This is a genomic window from Knoellia sp. AC549 (assembly GCF_979258975.1).
In genome coordinates this window covers 1,589,830-1,605,223 of sequence record NZ_OZ409890.1, presented here as the reverse complement: position 1 = coordinate 1,605,223, position 15,394 = coordinate 1,589,830, and the positions used below count along the sequence as shown (strand labels likewise).

At 69.9% G+C, this 15,394-nt stretch carries 18 protein-coding genes; 11 read left to right on the top strand and 7 right to left on the bottom strand.

The annotated features are described in order from the left end of the window. Nucleotides 1-64 precede the first annotated feature (64 nt). From ACZZ98_RS07705 to ACZZ98_RS07695, 3 genes are all read left to right on the top strand, one after another. On the top strand, nt 65-874 hold the full coding sequence (locus ACZZ98_RS07705) for a DeoR/GlpR family DNA-binding transcription regulator (protein ID WP_463515685.1): 810 nt from the start codon (nt 65-67) through the stop codon (nt 872-874). A 113-nt stretch (nt 875-987) separates the two neighbouring features. Beyond that, nucleotides 988-1,479, top strand: coding sequence for a glutathione peroxidase (locus tag ACZZ98_RS07700; RefSeq protein WP_463515684.1), 492 nt, complete (start codon nt 988-990; stop codon nt 1,477-1,479). A 38-nt stretch (nt 1,480-1,517) separates the two neighbouring features. Further along, complete coding sequence (locus tag ACZZ98_RS07695) at nt 1,518-2,453, top strand: N-acetylglucosamine-6-phosphate deacetylase (RefSeq protein ID WP_463515683.1); 936 nt, start codon at nt 1,518-1,520, stop codon at nt 2,451-2,453. 34 nt (nt 2,454-2,487) lie between these two features. Here ACZZ98_RS07695 and ACZZ98_RS07690 read toward each other — a convergent pair whose 3' ends face one another. After that, nucleotides 2,488-2,913 carry an MmcQ/YjbR family DNA-binding protein gene (locus ACZZ98_RS07690; RefSeq protein ID WP_463515682.1) on the bottom strand — a complete coding sequence of 142 codons (426 nt, stop codon included), beginning with the start codon at nt 2,911-2,913 and terminating at the stop codon, nt 2,488-2,490. Between the two features lie 54 nt (nt 2,914-2,967). Next, nucleotides 2,968-3,594: an alpha/beta hydrolase gene (locus ACZZ98_RS07685; RefSeq protein ID WP_463515681.1), complete on the bottom strand. Its 627-nt coding sequence runs from the start codon at nt 3,592-3,594 to the stop codon at nt 2,968-2,970. Nucleotides 3,595-3,772: 178 nt separating this feature from the next. Between ACZZ98_RS07685 and ACZZ98_RS07680 the strand changes: the two genes are divergently transcribed. Genes ACZZ98_RS07680 through ACZZ98_RS07665 form a run of 4 tightly spaced genes read left to right on the top strand, consistent with a single transcriptional unit; the run spans nt 3,773 to nt 5,543 of the window. Beyond that, nucleotides 3,773-4,801, top strand: a complete 1,029-nt coding sequence (locus ACZZ98_RS07680; protein WP_463515680.1) for an enoyl-CoA hydratase-related protein — start codon at nt 3,773-3,775, stop codon at nt 4,799-4,801. Continuing rightward, nucleotides 4,770-4,901 carry a hypothetical protein gene (locus tag ACZZ98_RS07675; RefSeq protein ID WP_463515679.1) on the top strand — a complete coding sequence of 44 codons (132 nt, stop codon included), beginning with the start codon at nt 4,770-4,772 and terminating at the stop codon, nt 4,899-4,901. The genes ACZZ98_RS07680 and ACZZ98_RS07675 overlap by 32 nt, the downstream gene beginning before the upstream one ends. 47 nt (nt 4,902-4,948) lie before the next feature. Continuing rightward, complete coding sequence (locus tag ACZZ98_RS07670) at nt 4,949-5,266, top strand: hypothetical protein (RefSeq protein ID WP_463515678.1); 318 nt, start codon at nt 4,949-4,951, stop codon at nt 5,264-5,266. Further along, the gene (locus ACZZ98_RS07665; RefSeq protein ID WP_463515677.1) at nt 5,244-5,543 is read left to right on the top strand and encodes a hypothetical protein; all 300 of its coding nucleotides are present in this window, start codon (nt 5,244-5,246) and stop codon (nt 5,541-5,543) included. Before ACZZ98_RS07670 ends, ACZZ98_RS07665 begins: the two co-directional genes overlap by 23 nt. A gap of 61 nt (nt 5,544-5,604) precedes the next feature. On the opposite strand, the gene ACZZ98_RS07660 is transcribed toward ACZZ98_RS07665, so the two are convergent. The 4 genes from ACZZ98_RS07660 to ACZZ98_RS07645 form a co-directional block, all read right to left on the bottom strand. Further along, nucleotides 5,605-6,042: a hypothetical protein gene (locus ACZZ98_RS07660; protein ID WP_463515676.1), complete on the bottom strand. Its 438-nt coding sequence runs from the start codon at nt 6,040-6,042 to the stop codon at nt 5,605-5,607. A gap of 94 nt (nt 6,043-6,136) precedes the next feature. After that, nucleotides 6,137-7,735, bottom strand: a complete 1,599-nt coding sequence (locus ACZZ98_RS07655) for an ATP-dependent DNA ligase (RefSeq protein ID WP_463515675.1) — start codon at nt 7,733-7,735, stop codon at nt 6,137-6,139. Between the two features lie 23 nt (nt 7,736-7,758). Then, nucleotides 7,759-8,178, bottom strand: coding sequence for a VOC family protein (locus tag ACZZ98_RS07650; RefSeq protein WP_463515674.1), 420 nt, complete (start codon nt 8,176-8,178; stop codon nt 7,759-7,761). 130 nt (nt 8,179-8,308) lie between these two features. Then, a complete protein-coding gene (locus ACZZ98_RS07645; protein ID WP_463515673.1) occupies nt 8,309-10,339 on the bottom strand; it encodes a PhoX family protein in 2,031 nt (676 codons plus the stop codon). Nucleotides 10,340-10,491: 152 nt separating this feature from the next. Between ACZZ98_RS07645 and ACZZ98_RS07640 the strand changes: the two genes are divergently transcribed. Beyond that, nucleotides 10,492-11,244, top strand: a complete 753-nt coding sequence (locus ACZZ98_RS07640; protein ID WP_463515672.1) for a VOC family protein — start codon at nt 10,492-10,494, stop codon at nt 11,242-11,244. 41 nt (nt 11,245-11,285) lie between these two features. Here ACZZ98_RS07640 and ACZZ98_RS07635 read toward each other — a convergent pair whose 3' ends face one another. Next, nucleotides 11,286-12,356: a hypothetical protein gene (locus ACZZ98_RS07635; protein WP_463515671.1), complete on the bottom strand. Its 1,071-nt coding sequence runs from the start codon at nt 12,354-12,356 to the stop codon at nt 11,286-11,288. A gap of 68 nt (nt 12,357-12,424) precedes the next feature. Here ACZZ98_RS07635 and ACZZ98_RS07630 point away from each other — a divergent pair, with 68 nt between their 5' ends. Genes ACZZ98_RS07630 through ACZZ98_RS07620 form a run of 3 tightly spaced genes read left to right on the top strand, consistent with a single transcriptional unit; the run spans nt 12,425 to nt 15,194 of the window. Continuing rightward, entirely contained in the window at nt 12,425-13,183 is a 759-nt protein-coding gene (locus ACZZ98_RS07630) for a GAF and ANTAR domain-containing protein (RefSeq protein ID WP_463515670.1), read from the top strand. A 27-nt stretch (nt 13,184-13,210) separates the two neighbouring features. Continuing rightward, nucleotides 13,211-14,329: an App1 family protein gene (locus ACZZ98_RS07625; RefSeq protein ID WP_463515669.1), complete on the top strand. Its 1,119-nt coding sequence runs from the start codon at nt 13,211-13,213 to the stop codon at nt 14,327-14,329. A 4-nt stretch (nt 14,330-14,333) separates the two neighbouring features. Next, a complete protein-coding gene (locus tag ACZZ98_RS07620; protein ID WP_463515668.1) occupies nt 14,334-15,194 on the top strand; it encodes an Fpg/Nei family DNA glycosylase in 861 nt (286 codons plus the stop codon). Nucleotides 15,195-15,394 lie beyond the last annotated feature (200 nt).

Sequence of the window (15,394 nt, the reverse complement as noted above, 5' to 3'; positions counted from 1 at the left end):
AAGTGTGCAAAGTCATGCACCACAACCCCACGTGGATGCGTGAAGTGCGCGCTACAGTCCAGCCATGTCCTCGCGCACTACAGCGGTCAGCGATGCCCCCCGCCAACGAGCCTCTCGTCTCTCGGCCATTCTCGACCTGCTTGCCACGGAAGGGCGGCTGAGCGTCACCGACGCGGCCGACCAGCTCACGGTGTCCGAGGCCACGATCCGGCGCGACTTCGCCGAGCTCGCCCGCCGTCAGCTCGTCACCCGCAACCACGGTGGCGTGGTCGCGACGTCTGTCGCCTACGAGTTGCCCTTCCGCTATCGCACGAGCCAGAACGACTCCGACCTCGACCGGATCGCCGCCGCGGCGGTGGCGCTCGTCGAGCCGGGCGCCGTCGTCGCGATGAACGGCGGGACGACGACGACGACGGTCGCCCGCACCCTCACGGCGCGCGAGGACCTCAGCTCGCGCGGCCTCACGCTGGTCACGAGCGCCCTCAACATCGCAGTCGAGGCCGTCCTGCGCCCGCACGTCCGCTGTGTCTGCCTCGGCGGCATCCCCCGGCCCGAGTCCTACGAGGTCACCGGACCCCTGGCCACCGCCGGCCTGAGCCAGCTGTGGATCGACGTCGCCATCCTCGGCGTCAACGGCCTGTCCGCGCGAGAGGGCGCGACCTGCCACCACGAGGACGAGGCCGCCGTGTCCCGGCTCATGGTCGAGCGGGCACGCGACGTCATCGTCGTGGCCGCCGAGTCCAAGCTGGGCGAGCGCGCCTTCACCGAGATCTGCGACGCCGCGCAGATCACCCACATCGTCACCACCGCCGACGCCAAGGACCCTCGGGTGGGCGAGCTGCGTGAGCTCGGTGCCACCATCCACTGCGTCTGAGTCCGACTCCGACTTCGTGCCCCGGTGGGACACGAAGCGGAGGCCTTCCGCCGACGACCGTGTCCCACCGGGGCACGAAGTCGTACTGAGTGGGCTGGGGTTAGGGTCGGGGCATGACTGAGCAGACCTTGTCCGACTTCTCCGCGACCACCCTCGAAGGGCAGCCGCAGGACCTGAGCGACTACGCCGGCCAGGTCGTGCTCGTCGTCAACACCGCGTCGGAGTGTGGCTTCACCCCGCAGTTCGAGGGGCTCGAGCAGCTCTGGCAGTCGCACAAGGACCAGGGACTCGTCGTCCTCGGCTTCCCGTGCAACCAGTTCGGCGGCCAGGAGCCCGGTGAGGCGGCCGACATCGGCGCCTTCTGCCAGCGCAACTACGGCGTGAGCTTCCCGATGTTCGACAAGGTCGAGGTCAACGGCGACGACGCACACCCCCTCTTCAAGTGGCTGCGTCACGAGAAGGGCGGCCTGCTCGGCAGCAAGATCAAGTGGAACTTCACCAAGTTCCTCGTCGGTCGTGACGGCCAGGTCATCAAGCGCTACGGCTCCACCACCAAGCCGGAGTCCCTCACCGGCGACATCGAGAAGGCCCTCGCGGCGAGCTGATCCGCGGCACCTCGCGGCGGAGTCCTACGCTGAGGAGCATGGCCACTTCTCCTCTTGTCGACCTGCACTGCCATGGAGCCCTGGGGCACGAGTTCGGGCGCGACACGGACGGTTCGTCGAGGGCTGCCGCGCACCATCGGGCTGCCGGTGTCGGCACCCTCGTGGCCTCACTCGTGTCGGGCCGACCGGACACCCTCATCGGTCAGGTCGCGACCCTGGCGCCTCTCGTGGCCTCGGGTGAGCTGGCCGGCATCCACCTCGAAGGACCGTTCCTCTCCGAGGAGCGCCGGGGAGCGCACGACCCCTCGGTCCTCACCGACCCGGACCTCGCCCTGGTCGAGTCACTCGTGGCCACCTGCGCCGAAGCCGGTGCCCCGAACGCGTTGGTGCAGTGGACCTTTGCTCCGGAGCGGACCGGCTCTGGTGAGCTGGTCGCGGCACTCGCGCGACACGGCATACTCCCCGCTGTCGGCCACACTGACGCGTCCGCGGACGTCGTGACGTCGATGCTGGCGTCGATCGCGGACACGTGCGGTCGCCCGCCGCTCGTCACGCATCTTTTCAACGGTATGCCGGCCTTCCACCACCGTGCCGGTGGTCCCGTTGCCGCTGCCCTGGCCGCGGCAGGCCGGGGAGAGTGCGTCGTCGAGCTCATCGCCGATGGGGTGCATCTGTCGACCGACGTCGTGCGGATGGTCTTCGAAACCGTTGGGCCACAGCACATTGCACTTGTGTCCGACGCCATGGCGGCGACCGGTCTCGGCGACGGGGCCTACACGATCGGCACGCTCGAGGTCGAGGTGGCCGAGGGTGTCGCGCGGCTCGCTGACGGAGGTTCGGGGCGGGGGTCGATCGCCGGCTCGACGTCGACGCTGGCCGACTGTGTCCGCTGGGCCGTCGAGATCGCGGGACTGCCCGAGGCCGACGTCCTCACCGCCGCGACGACGACTCCGGCGTCGATCCTGGCCTCCTGAGTTCTGGCCCCGCTCGAGCGGGGCCCGCGCCGCCTCAGCCGGGACCGACGCCGTGCTCTGCGAGCCAGGTGTCGGCTCGCCCCCGCGAGGCCTGGGCGAGCCACGCCTCCTGGACGAGCTCGACGATCTCGTCGCGCGACACCTCCCCGAGCCGGCTTGCGCGCACGAGCACGGAGGGGTGTCCGTCGAAGTGCGGCGTCGTGAAGAACGGGCCGTCAGAGTCCTGGACGAGTGCCTGCTTCTCGCCCTCGCCGCCGACCCAGATGACGATGACGTCGTCGTACCGCTCACCCGTCACGGGGTCGAACGCGTCCTTGCGGGGGTTGCGGAAGAAGACGAACGACTTGCCGCCCACCTGGTAGACCGGGTTGTCCTTGGCCGACTCCACACTCACGTGCGGCATCGCCAGAGCGGCCTCGTGCACGTCATCCGCGGTGGCGCGGCGCGTCCTGCGGGTCATGGCTGAAGTCTGGCACTCAGGCAGGCTTGGGCGGGGTCAGGCGGGTCAGACGGGTCAGACGGGCGTGAGGATGCGCAACGAGGACTCGATCGCGACGTCGTTCCACGCGCTCGCACCGCTGATCATGTAGTGGCCGCGTGGGCCCATGTCCACGAGCTCGGCATGCTCGGCGACCGAGCGGGCCCGCTCGACGAACAGCTGTGTCTGGGCGAACGACGTGAGCCGGTCACGTCGGCCGTGGGCTGCGATGAGGGATCGGCCGGCGAGGGTCTTCACGGGTTCCGACCTCGACCACCACGGTGCCAGCCCGACGACCCCTACGACCGACGGGTCGTCGGCGACATGGACGGCGACCCGTGCACCCATCGAGTGCCCCAGCAGGATGACCGGCCGGTCGCCGTGGGAGGCGCGCACCTCGTCCAGCGCCCAGCGGGTGTCGGACAGTCGGTCGGCGCCGCCGTTCCATCCGCGCTGGCGGTAGCGCAGCAGCCACACGTCGGCGCCACTTGCATGGGCCCGGCCGGCGATAGCACGCGCCATCCACGCCGTGCGCTGCCACGACGCGCTGCGGTCGTCGACGAGCTCGCGAGAGTTCGGCTTGCCCCCATGGAGCATGAGGATGGTCGCGCTGGAGGCGTCGGGTGCGTCGAGGCGCGTCAATGAAGGTGCTTCGGTGGCCACGGGGTTCCTTCGGAGCCGGGTCGGGTGGTGGATGGGTTCACAAGGACTGAGCAGGTTCCTGGAGGTCAACGCACGAAGGTTCGCTTTGATTGCCCGAGACTTCTGGTCCACGCTGGGCGCTCGGGGTTCCTCGCTGTCCCTCGAAGGTGCGTACCCGACCCGCTGCAGAGGAAACACCATGACCGAGCTCGTCCACCTGTCCGTCGACGATGCCGTCGCGACGATCACCCTCGACAGTGCGCACAACCGCAACGCCCTCAGTCGACAGCTGGTCACGGAGCTCACGGCCCATCTCGAGACGGCCGACGTGGACCCTGCTGTTCGAGTCATCCGACTTCGCTCGGCGCATCGCGTCTTCTGCGCCGGCGCCGACCTGTCGGAGGCATCGCAGGGCCAGAGCGGTGCTACGGCTGCCCTCGTGGCCATGCTTCGGCGGATCGTGGCCGCTGACACCCCGGTCGTGGTCGAGCTCGCCGGTCCGGTCGTTGCCGGTGGTCTGGGCGTCGTGGGCGCGGCCGACGTCGTCGTCGCCGCGGACGACGTCACCCTGCAGCTGACGGAGGTGAGGTTGGGTCTGGCGCCGGCGGTCATCTCGCTCACCCTGCTGCCTCGCCTCACCTCTCGGGCTGCGTCCGAGCTCTTCCTGTCGGGGCGCCGCATCACCGCTGCCGAGGCGCTCGTGGCGGGCTTCATCTCCCGAGTTGTCGCGCCGGAGGACGTGTCCTCCGAGGTGGACGGCGTCGTCGCTGACCTCTCCCGCGGCACGGCTCAGGGACTGCGCGAGACCAAGCGGCTGCTCAACCGCGACCTGCTCGCCCACATCGATGCGCAGGGCGGCGAGATGGCCGAGCTTCTCGGAGCGCCTCTTCAACAGCGACGAGGCGAGGACCGCCATGAAGGACTTCCTCAAGCGCTGACGCACGCCCGGACAACCGGCCCGGCCCCCGGGCACGCGCGCCCTGCGTCCGTATTCTGCAATTGTGGAGACAGATCCGCCCAGACTCGTCGAGCGGTGGCCAGCACTCGCTGGTCAGGTCCGGGACGCACTTCTCCGCGACGGCGAGACCGGGCTCGCGAGCCAGGTGGACGGACTGCGGGTGCTGCAGATGTGCGGCTGCGACGAGGCCTTCTGCCAGAGCTTCTACACGGAGCCACGGCCAGACGGGGCATACCCGTTGGACCGGCTCCGCAGCTGGTACCCCGATGACGACGACGAGGAGCTGGGGTGGGAGGGCTACCTTGTCCTCGACGTCGTCAATGAACGCATCGCGCGGGTCGAGGTGCTCTACCGCCCGGCGCTCGACTGAAGCTCGAGTGCTGGGTGTGGATGGAGGCTGGCAACTAGGGTCGCCGCATGCCCGACTTCACGTGGCTCCCGGCCAACCAAGCAGCGACGGAGGACGTCGAGGCGGTCTTCGCCACGGGTGGTGCCCACAAGTGCCGGTGCCAGGCGTTCAAGGTGCCGGGCTGGATCTGGCGCGACACCACGCATGAGCAGAGGGACGTCGCGCTGCTGGAGCAGACCGCCTGTGGCACCGCGGGGCCCACCTCTGGACTGATCGGCTACGTCGACGGTGAGGCGGCCGGCTGGGTCGCGGTCGAGCCACGGGAGAAGCTACCCCAGGCTGTGGAGCCGGAAGCAGGCGTGGATGCGGATGGACCCCGAGCTTGAGGGCGTCTGGTCGGTCACGTGCTTCGTGGTGCGCAAGGGCTGGCGGAAGTCCGGGCTGACCTACGAGCTCGCTGCGGCCACCGTCGAGTACGGCCAGCAGGTCGGCGCCCGCGTCCTGGAGGGCTACCCGATCGAGCCGCCTCCGGGCAGGCCAGTGATCTGGGACGAGGCATCGGTCGGGCTGGTGCAGGTCTTCGTCGAGGCGGGCTACGAGGTCGTGGCCACGCCCACGCTGCGACGTCGCGTGGTGCGGCGACTCCTCACCGTCGACTCCTGAACCGGGCTGCTGAGCTCCGTCAGACATCGTCATCCGGCTGGTGCCCTCAGCGGTTTGAGAGTCAGCAGGGACGGAGACTCAGGATCTGCAGGGTGAACATCGATCCGGCAACTCCGCCGCAGGCCACGGTCAGGATGCCGGCCAGGACCTGCGCCCCCGTGCGTGCGCGGCGCCACCACCCCACCAGGTCGCGACCACGTCTGGCCTCGCGTCCTTCCTTCTCGATCAGCACGCCGAATGGCGCCAGGACCAAGAGCACCGCGACGGTGCAGGCAAGGGATCTGGTCAAGCCGGCCCAGCCATCGAGGTCGAACTGGGTCCACCAGGAGAACGCCATGGGAGCGGCAATCCAGAGCGCCAGGACAGGTACGTGTCGGCGTCCCACGGGTTCAAGGCGCGGCGCCGCCAACAAGAGCCACAGCAGACTGGCTGCCGCGAAGAGTCCCAGGCCCGAAAGGAACATGACACCGAACACCCACTCCGGCGTCATCGTCTGCACGCACCCCCCGTCGTTCACGCAGGAAGTGTCACACCTCGACGGTGTGCGAGTGGTGGGTTCGTGGAACCAGCTCCCGACAGGCTCGGCGTGCGTTCTAGGGGCGCAGGAGGGCGCGGAGGGACTGGATGGTGTCCGCCTCTGACGCGGGCTTCGGGTCTGGCGCGAGTGCTCCCGCCACCGGGCTCGACGCCGTCGCGGTGGGAGCACCCTCGACGCGGTAGCGCTTGACCCGGGCGAACCTTAATGCCACACCACCGGGGTAGCGCGAGGAACGCTGCACCCCGTCGATCGCGATCTCGACGACGACCTCGGGCCGCATCATGAGCGCCCACCCGTTGTCGTTCACGGCGTACTCCGGGAACGTCTTGGTCTGCCACCGCAGCAGCTCGTCGGTGAGCCCCTTGAACGTCTTGCCCACCATGACGAACCCACCCGTCGGCCCGAACTCGCCCTCGGGGTCGCGCGCGCCGAGGTGCAGGTTCGACAGCCAGTCCTTGCGGCGCCCGGACCCGCGCTCCACACCGAGCACGACGAGGTCGTAGGTGTGCACCGGCTTGACCTTGACCCAGTGCTTGCCGCGCCGCCCGGCCGCGTAGATCGTGTCGACGCCCTTGACCATGACACCTTCGTGCCCGGCGGCCAAGGCATCAGCCGCGATGCGCTCTGCGACAACGGGATCCGTGGTCACCTCACCAGCGATCCGGTATGCCGGCGCCACCCGTCCCAGCACCGCCAACCGCTCTGAGAGGGGCCGGTCGATGAGGTCCTCGCCGTCGACGTGCAGGACGTCGAAGAAGCGCGGGGCGAGCACCTGTTCGCGGATCACGTCGGCGCGCTTCTCGTCCGAGCCGAAGCGGCTCATCGTGTCCTGGAACGGCCGTGGCGACCCGTCGTCGTCGAGCATGAGCGTCTCGCCGTCGAGGATGATCGACTCGGCCGGCAGCCCACGAGCAACCTCGACGATCTCGGGCACTCGGGCGGTGATGTCGGCCAGGGACCGGGTGAACACCCGCACGTCCGAACCGCTGCGGTGCACCTGGATGCGCGCACCGTCGAGCTTGTGCTCCACCGAGGCCTCACCCGTCACCGCCAACGCTGCCGCGACATCCGCGGCCGTCGAGGCCAGCATCGGCTGGACCGGAGTGAGGACGGCCAGACCCACGTCAGCCAGGGCCTCGGGTGATGCCAGAGCCAGCTTGACCGTCCCGGACAACGAACCACTGAGCATCACCGCCCGTCGGACGTCGGCCAATGGCAGTCCCACCGCTCGGGCCAGCCCGTCGGTGAGCACGCCCTCGAGGGCGCCCGTGCGCATCTCACCGGTCAGGGCCCGGACGAGGTAGTCCTGCTCCACGACCGTTGCCCTCTCGAACAACGACGCCAGGGCTGCGTTGCGCGTCCCCACCGAGCCCGAACCACCGAGACCGGCGATCGTCTCGAGCACCGCGTCGACGTCCCCGATGCTCAGCTGGGCATGGGTCGCGGGAGTCGCCGCGTCACGCGCCGCGAGGACCGTCCGGTAACCGAGTCCGATGGATCCCTGACGGATCCTCCCCAGGAGCAGGCCGACCGCCGCCTCCGCCTCGTCGGGCCCGAGGTCGCGCAGCACCTCGGCCAGAAGCTCCGTCTTCGCCGTCCGTGAACGGGTGGCTACGAGAGCGTCGGTCGCGTCGACGAGGCGGGCAAGCGGCATACCCGCGCCTGGGAAGACGCCGCTCACTCGGAGGCGGCCTGCTCGCCGGCGATGTTGACCATCCACGAGATGCCGAACTTGTCGGTGAGGACGCCGAACTCGTCGCCCCACATCTGCTTCTCGAGCGGCATCATGACCTGGCCGCCGTCGGCCAGGCCGTCCCAGTAGCCCCTGAGCTCGGCCGCGTCGTCGCCGGAGAGGCTGATCGAGATCTGGGACCCCTCCGAACCGGGCATGCCGGGAGGGGTGTCGGACGCCATGAGGGTCATGCCGCCGGCCTCGAGCTGGCCGTGCATGATGCCGTCGGCGCTGGCCTCGCCCGAGTCACCGAAGTCACCGAACGTGCTGAGGGTGAGCTCGCCACCGAGGACGCCCTTGTAGAACTCCAGGGCCTCGCGCGCGTTGTCCTTGAACTGGATGTAGGGGTTCAGTGTGGTTGCCATGTCGCTGACGCTAGACCTGTGGACCGACAGCTCGCAGGCTCATGGGCCGGAAAACGCAGTGTTCCGCCCGGAACAGTTCCGGGCGGAACACTGCGTTCCCGTGATCAGGCGGGGAGGGTGAGGCGGAGGGCTACTTGCCGTGGCGGCGGTAGGCGTGGATGACGGACGGGCGGGGCTGGCCGTCGCCGCGGTAGGGGAAGTGCGAGACGACGTTCTCGGGGCTGGCGCCGGAGACCTCGCCCGGGTGCTGGACCGCCACGATGACCGAGTCCGGACCCAGGATCGTCGGGCCGCAGGTCTCCGCACCGACGGGCACCGAGAGGAACTGCTGCAGCTTGCCCTTGTCGGCGCCCTCGAGCGGCATGACGTAGAGCGCGTCGCAGTAGTTGAGCGTCCCCGGCATCCCGTCGGTCGAGATCCACAGGTTGCCGGCCTGGTCGAAAGCGACGTTGTCGGGGCAGCTGATCGGGCTGACCTCGGACTTGTCGTAGCCGTTGAAGTACGTCTGCGGGTCGCTCGGGTTCCCGGCGACGAGGACGATCTTCCAGGTGAAGGTCAGCGCCGCGTGGTCGCCACCGGCCTCGGTGAACTCCGTGACGTGGCCGTGCTTGTTGGCCGCACGCGGGTTGGCCTCGTCGATCTGGGCGGGGGTGCGGGCCGTGTTGTTCGTCATCGCGGCATAGATGCGGCCGTTGACCGGGTTGGGCTGCACGTCCTCGGGACGGTCCATCTTGGTCGGCCCGACCTTGTCGGCCGCGAGGCGCGTCCAGATCAGGACCTCCTCGACGGAGTAGCCGGGGACCTTGGAGACACCGCCGACGACGAGCGGCAGCCACTGGCCCGTGCCGTCGTACTCACCGTCAGCAGCGCCGTCGCCGTCGAGCTTGGCGACGTAGAGGTCACCCTCGGAGAGCAGCGTGAGGTTGTGCTTCTTGTCGCTCGCCTTGTACTTCCCCTTCGAGAGGAACTTGTAGATGTAGTCGAAGCGCTCGTCGTCACCCATGTATGCCGCGACGCGACCGTCCGCGGTGAGCGTCACCGTGGCGCCCTCGTGCTTGAACCGACCGAGCGCCGTGTGCTTGACCGGCGTGGACGTGGGGTCCTCGGGGTCGATCTCGACGATCCAGCCGAAGCGGTTGACCTCGTTGGGCTCCGTGATGACCTGGAAGCGGTCGCGGACGCGCTCCCAGCCACGGCCCGACGACGTGATGCCGTACCGCTTGAGCTTGCCCTCGGTGTCGGGGGCGCCGGTGGAGTTGAAGTACTGGTTGAAGTTCTCCTCGCCGGACAGGTAGGTGCCCCACGGGGTCTCACCGCCGGCGCAGTTGTTGAGGGTGCCGAGAACGAGCTCGCCGGTCGGGTCCTCGCTCGTCCGGAGGTGCACCGACCCGGCGGCCGGGCCGTCGACCGCGAACGGGGTGTCGGTGTGGAGGCGACGGTTGCGCCTGCCACCCTGCACCCAGCGCCACGGCGAGCTCGCGTTGCGGCGGGCGACCTCGGTGATCGTCACGCCGTGGGCGGCGAGGACGATCTCGAGCTGCTCGTCGGTGAGGTCGGCCGACGACTTCACGCCACGGAACATCAGCTCGTCGTTGGTGTACTCGTTGTTGAAGGCGAGCAGGCCCTTGTGGGCGCCCTTGTTGCCCGCGCCACCCTGCATGAACTGCGTGTAGTCCGCGTTGTAGCCGGCCTGCTCACGCTGGGCGGCCGCCGTCTGGTTGTCGAAGTCGAACGCCGGCGTGCCCGCGAACAGCGGGTCACCCCACGAGATGATCGGCGCCCAGTCGAAGCCCTCGGGGACCTTGACCGCGTCGACGGTCGAGGGAGTCGGCGCGATGCCGGTGAAGCCGAGAGCGCTGCCCTTGCCGGCCTTGCCGGCCTTGCCCGGCTTGCCCGAGGCGGCAGGCGCGGGAGCAGCGGCAGCGACGGACGGCATACCCCACGCCGTGAGCCCGACCACCGCGGCGCCGGCACCGCCGGCGCGCAGGGCGGCCCGGCGGGAGACGCCCGCGGCGACGATGTCGCCGAAGTACTCGTTGTCGGAGGTGTTGGGCACGGGCTGGTCGCAGGCGTCGCCGCAGCGGTACTTGCAGGTCATCGAGCTGCGTCCACCCTGATGGGAGCGGGTGAACAGGGGGAGCAGGCGGGCGGGAGTGGTCACGTTCAGATCCTTCGTCCAGGGAGCGGCACGGAAACCTTCAGCCGGTGTGCCGAGGGACGACGCTATGGAGCGCGCGGGCCCATCACCGGACGCTGCGGTGAACACGGGATGACGGCTTGTCGACCAGCCGACGGCGCGGTAGGCAAGGGGGCATGTATCTCGAGAACGTCGTCGTCGATGCGCAGGACCCACAACGGCTCGGCCGCTTCTGGGAGTCGCTGCTGGGCTGCACGACCCTCACCGACGACCCGGGTGGTCCTGGCGACACGGGCAACTTCGAGACGCGGCTGACCGTGCCGGACGGGCCCACGCTCGACCTGTGCTTCGAGCAGGTGCACGAGGCGCCGACGCCGGATCCGAGGCTCCACCTCGAGGTCTTCGGAGGAGCGCCGGCCGGGCAGGCTCGGGTTGTCGAGCGGGCGCTCGCCCTCGGCGCCCGCCACCTCGACCTCGGGCAGCGCGACGTGCCGTGGGTGGTGCTCGCGGACCCGGAGGGCAACCCGTTCTGCGTCATGGAGGACCGGGCGGAGTATGCCGTGTCGGGCCCGCTGTCGTCGTTGCCGCTCGAGAGCGCCGACGTCGAGCGCGACCTCCGCTTCTGGTCGGAGCTGTCCGGCTGGGTGCCGACGGACAGCGCGATGCCGGGAGCGCTGCGTCACCCCAGCGGGCGTGGGCCGCTGCTCGAGCTGTGCCCCCAGCGCCGGGCCAAGGTCGCCGGGGCCAAGAACCGCGTGCACCTCGACCTGCGGCTCGAGGCGGGCGAGGACCTCGACGACGCCTTCGGTCGGCTCGTCGAGCTCGGTGGGCGCGAGCGCGCGCACGACTGGGGGGAGCTGCCCTGGCGGGTCTGCCTGGACCCCTCCGGCAACGAGGTCTGCCTGCTGCCTGCTCGAACCTCCGGCTGACAGCGCCTCCTACTGCACCGTAGGTGGGGCGATCACCCCACCTACGGTGCAGTAGCTGGCTCGAGCAGGCCGAGCTCGAGGAGCAGCGCGACCCCGTCGTCGACGGCCCGGCCCGCATCCGGGTGCTCGCCCAGCTCGGTGACCACGGCGGCACACGCATCAGCTCGTGAGAGGGGAGCGGCAGCGGCTCGCCACAGGACCTCGCCGACGGGACCGAGCCGGACGGGAGTCTCGTCGACGAGCACGAGCGTCCCACCCTCCCCGGTGACCGCGTCGCGCCAAGGGGCTCGCACCACGGCGTGTTGGTGACTTTCGGGGGAATTGGGCGAGAAACCCACGGGGGAGGTGGAGGTCCACGGAGGTCGTTCGTTATCGAGGTCACCGTCGAGGAGCGCTCTCAGGAGGTCGACGCAGTCGCCGATCTCGCTGTAGCGCAACACATATGGGCCACCCGATCCGCTGGCGACCTCGGCCAACCGGTGCAGTGGCCGGTCCAGCGCGGGCAGCGACGAGGACTGTGCGATGACGGCCAGGAGCGCGTCGATTAGCGGCAGCGCAGCGAGCTCCGGCACCGTCCGCGTGGGGTCGCGCTCCAGGACGACGACAGCGGTGAGGTATGCCGGGTCGCTCGCCTTGCGCAGCCCCAGCTCGTCAGGACTCCACTCACTCTTGTCCCACGGCGCCTCCGGATCGGTGACGACCGAGACCGGCTTCGGGTAGGCCGCGACCCGACCGTCGGCCTCGACCGCCACGGTCTCGTCCGACAGGTAGCCGAAGTGAGCACCCAGCACCCGTGATGCCGTCGACTTGCCGGCTCCCGAGGGGCCCACGAGGGCGACGGCGCGCTCGCCCCGGCTCAGCCCGGCCGCGTGCAGCAGCACCGCCGACCCGCGACGACGCTTGAGCGAGGCCAGCGTGAGGGCGCGTGACACGGCATACGGGTTGCCGTCGGTCACCACGAAGGGCTCGACGCCCGCATCCTGCGCCCGCGCATCGAGGACGCAGCAGCGTGCCCAGAGGAGGTGGAGCCGCTCCCGCTCGTCGGCGCCGAGTGCGCCGGTGTCGAGGGACCACCGCGCGCCGAAGGCGTCCACGACATAGTCCTCGCTCACTGGCACATCCTCGCTGTGGGCGATCTGTTGGAGTCATACTGATGTCGGCCCTGTCAGAGGAGGATGCCTTGACCGACATCGACATGAGTACCCACCCCCACGAGGAGATGCTCCTCGAAGTCTCCGGGGTGCTGTCGTCCGTGGACGGGGTCCAGGACTACCTCGACCGGGTCGTGCACTCCGTGCGTCGGATCGTCACGGGCTGTGACGAGGTCGGCATCACGCTTCTAGTGGACGGACGCGCCAGCACGGCGGCCTACACGACGGTGACGACCCTCGAGATCGATGCGGTGCAGTACCAGCTGGACGAGGGTCCCTGCCTCGAGGCCGCCCGCACGAAGACCGAGGTCGTGGCGTCGCTGGGGGAGGCCGACGAGCGATGGCCCCGGTTCGCCGAAGCCGTCCGAGACGACGGGATGAGGTCGCTCATGGCCCTGCCGCTCGTGAGTGACGGGGAGTGCGTCGGAGCCCTCAACCTGTATGGCAGCGAGGTGCAGGCCTTCGACAGCTTCGAGGCGTCGGTGGCACGAGTCGCCGCGACCCGCGCCGCCGACGCGATCGTGGCAGTGGTCCGGCTCGACGGCGCGCAGCGCCTCGCCGGTCAGCTCGAGCAGGCCATGGCGAGCCGAGCGGTCATCGAGCAGGCCAAGGGCGCACTCATGGCGATGCGGGGGATCGACGAGCACACCGCCTTCGAGTGGCTGCGGGAGTCCTCGCAGAGCCGCAATGTCAAGGTCCGCGACCTGGCCGAGCAGGTCGTCGCCGGGGTGCGTGGGGCCAGTGGTGCCCGCAACGTCACGGGTGTCGCAGAAGGCTCGACCGGCTGAGAGGTTCGGTCGCACTAGAGTCGGCTCATGGCCCGCCCGCACCTCGCCGCTCTCCTGGAGGACGCGTGGAACCGTCGCAAGAGCGACACGCTGCGTGAGCGCGGTTGGGGCACGAAGATCGTCCCGCACACCGGCTACGGCAGCGTCGCGTTCGTCCGCGTCCTTGCCCGGGTGCTCATGTCGCGTGACCCGATGCGCGTCGCCTCGGGCGATGCCGCCGGCTCCGTCCAGTCGCTGAAGTCGGCCGAGGAGGAGACCCGTGGGTGGCGGGCGTTCGTCACGGCGCCGGCCATCGACGTGCCTGTGACGCTCCGTATCGGAGAGCGTGAGATCGACGGCCGCACCGACCGTTCGGGCCTCGTCGACCTCACCGTCCACGGCCACGGTCTGAGCCCGGGCTGGCACCAGGTCGAGATCTCCTCGCCACATGCCCGGACGCGCACGGCGTCGGTGCTCATCATCGGCACGCGCCAGACCTTCGGGCTCGTCAGCGACATCGACGACACGGTCCTCTCGACCTCACTGCCGCGCCCGGTCATCGCCGCCTGGAACACCTTCGTCAGGGCCGAGGGCACCCGCAGCCCGGTGCCCGGCATGGCGACGTTCTATCGCCAGCTCATCGACCTGCACCCGGGCATGCCCGTCATCTACCTCTCCACCGGCGCGTGGAACACGGCGCCGTCGCTCACCCGCTTCCTCCGGCGCAACGGCTACCCGGCGGGCCCGATGCTGCTCACCGACTGGGGGCCGACGCACTCCGGCTGGTTCCGCTCGGGGCAGGACCACAAGCGGTCGGCCCTCGCGCGCCTCGCCCGCGAGCTGCCGCACGTGCGGTGGCTGCTCGTCGGTGACGACGGGCAGAACGACCCCAAGCTCTACACCGAGTTCGCCGCCCGCCGCCCGGACTCGGTGCGGGCGATCGCGATCCGCCAGCTGAGCGTCGGCGAGCAGGTCCTCTCGCACGGCCTCCCCGTCGCCAACGACGACCTGGCCCCGGCGCACACCGAGGACATCGCCGCTCCCGTGGTGCGTGCCCACGACGGCTACGGCCTGTCCCGTCTCGTTGCCCCTATCGTCGAGGGTGACCCGATCGATCCCGAGGCCGGCGCCCGAGCGCTCGAGGCCTCCGACATGTGGGGAGTGTGAAGCGATGCCCGAGCTGCCCGAGGTCCAGGCACTGGTCGACTTCCTCGGGGCGCGCACGGCCGACCTGGCCGTGACGGGCGTCGAGCTCGGGTCGATCTCGGTGCTCAAGACGTTCAACCCCCCACCCGAGGCCCTCGTCGGCGCGCCCGTCGACGCGGTCTCGCGGCACGGCAAGTTCCTCGACCTCGACTGTGGCGGAACGCATCTCGTCTTCCACCTCGCCCGGGCCGGATGGCTGCGCTGGTCCGACGCCCTCTCGGCGACACGGCTGCGGCCGGGCAAGTCGCCGATCGCGCTGCGCGTGCGCCTCTCCGACGGATCCGGTTTCGACCTCACGGAAGCCGGGACGAAGAAGTCGCTCGCGGCATACATCGTCTCCTCGCCCTCGGACGTGCCGGGGATCGCGCGGCTGGGACCGGACCCGCTCGCAGAGGCGTTCTCGCTCGCCGCCCTTCGCGAGATCCTCGCGGGGCGCAACGCCCAGCTCAAGGGCGTGCTCCGGGACCAGTCGATCATCGCCGGAGTGGGCAACGCCTACTCGGACGAGATCCTGCACGTCGCCAAGCTGTCGCCCTTCGCGATGGCCGCGAAGCTCGACGACGAGCAGACCGAACGCCTGTATGCCGCGTTGCGCGACACGCTCTCCGCTGCGGTGGGTGCCGCCACGGGCAAGCCTGCGGCCGAGCTCAAGGACGCCAAGCGGCAGGGGATGCGGGTGCACGGACGCACCGGTGAGACCTGCCCCGAGTGTGGCGACGTCGTGCGCGAGGTGTCGTTCGCGGACTCGTCGCTGCAGTACTGCGCGACCTGCCAGACCGGCGGCAAGCCGCTCGCCGACCGGCGCACCAGCAAGTTCCTCAAGTAGCTTCCGCCGAGCGAGCCCCGGCCCCTGCCGCATTATCGGGTCACCCGATAAAGGGGCGCTCCACCCCGGTTGCCAACTCGGGTGGAGCGGCACAAAGTCGGGTCGAGCTGCGCTGGGCGCCCGGCCGGACGCCGAGGCCCGTGCCTTGCTGACACTTCACGTGATGTCTTTGTGGGATTCCCCCGCAGGTCGCTGACGGA

Coding starts and splice junctions, on each gene's coding strand:
- ACZZ98_RS07695 (WP_463515683.1), top strand. CDS start 1,518: ATGGCCACTTCTCCTCTTGTCGACCTGCACTGCCATGGAGCCCTGGGG.
- ACZZ98_RS07650 (WP_463515674.1), bottom strand. CDS start 8,178: ATGGCAACCACACTGAACCCCTACATCCAGTTCAAGGACAACGCGCGC.
- ACZZ98_RS07640 (WP_463515672.1), top strand. CDS start 10,492: ATGTATCTCGAGAACGTCGTCGTCGATGCGCAGGACCCACAACGGCTC.
- ACZZ98_RS07680 (WP_463515680.1), top strand. CDS start 3,773: ATGACCGAGCTCGTCCACCTGTCCGTCGACGATGCCGTCGCGACGATC.
- ACZZ98_RS07690 (WP_463515682.1), bottom strand. CDS start 2,913: ATGACCCGCAGGACGCGCCGCGCCACCGCGGATGACGTGCACGAGGCC.
- ACZZ98_RS07620 (WP_463515668.1), top strand. CDS start 14,334: ATGCCCGAGCTGCCCGAGGTCCAGGCACTGGTCGACTTCCTCGGGGCG.
- ACZZ98_RS07670 (WP_463515678.1), top strand. CDS start 4,949: ATGCCCGACTTCACGTGGCTCCCGGCCAACCAAGCAGCGACGGAGGAC.
- ACZZ98_RS07665 (WP_463515677.1), top strand. CDS start 5,244: ATGCGGATGGACCCCGAGCTTGAGGGCGTCTGGTCGGTCACGTGCTTC.
- ACZZ98_RS07625 (WP_463515669.1), top strand. CDS start 13,211: ATGGCCCGCCCGCACCTCGCCGCTCTCCTGGAGGACGCGTGGAACCGT.
- ACZZ98_RS07705 (WP_463515685.1), top strand. CDS start 65: ATGTCCTCGCGCACTACAGCGGTCAGCGATGCCCCCCGCCAACGAGCC.
- ACZZ98_RS07655 (WP_463515675.1), bottom strand. CDS start 7,735: ATGCCGCTTGCCCGCCTCGTCGACGCGACCGACGCTCTCGTAGCCACC.
- ACZZ98_RS07700 (WP_463515684.1), top strand. CDS start 988: ATGACTGAGCAGACCTTGTCCGACTTCTCCGCGACCACCCTCGAAGGG.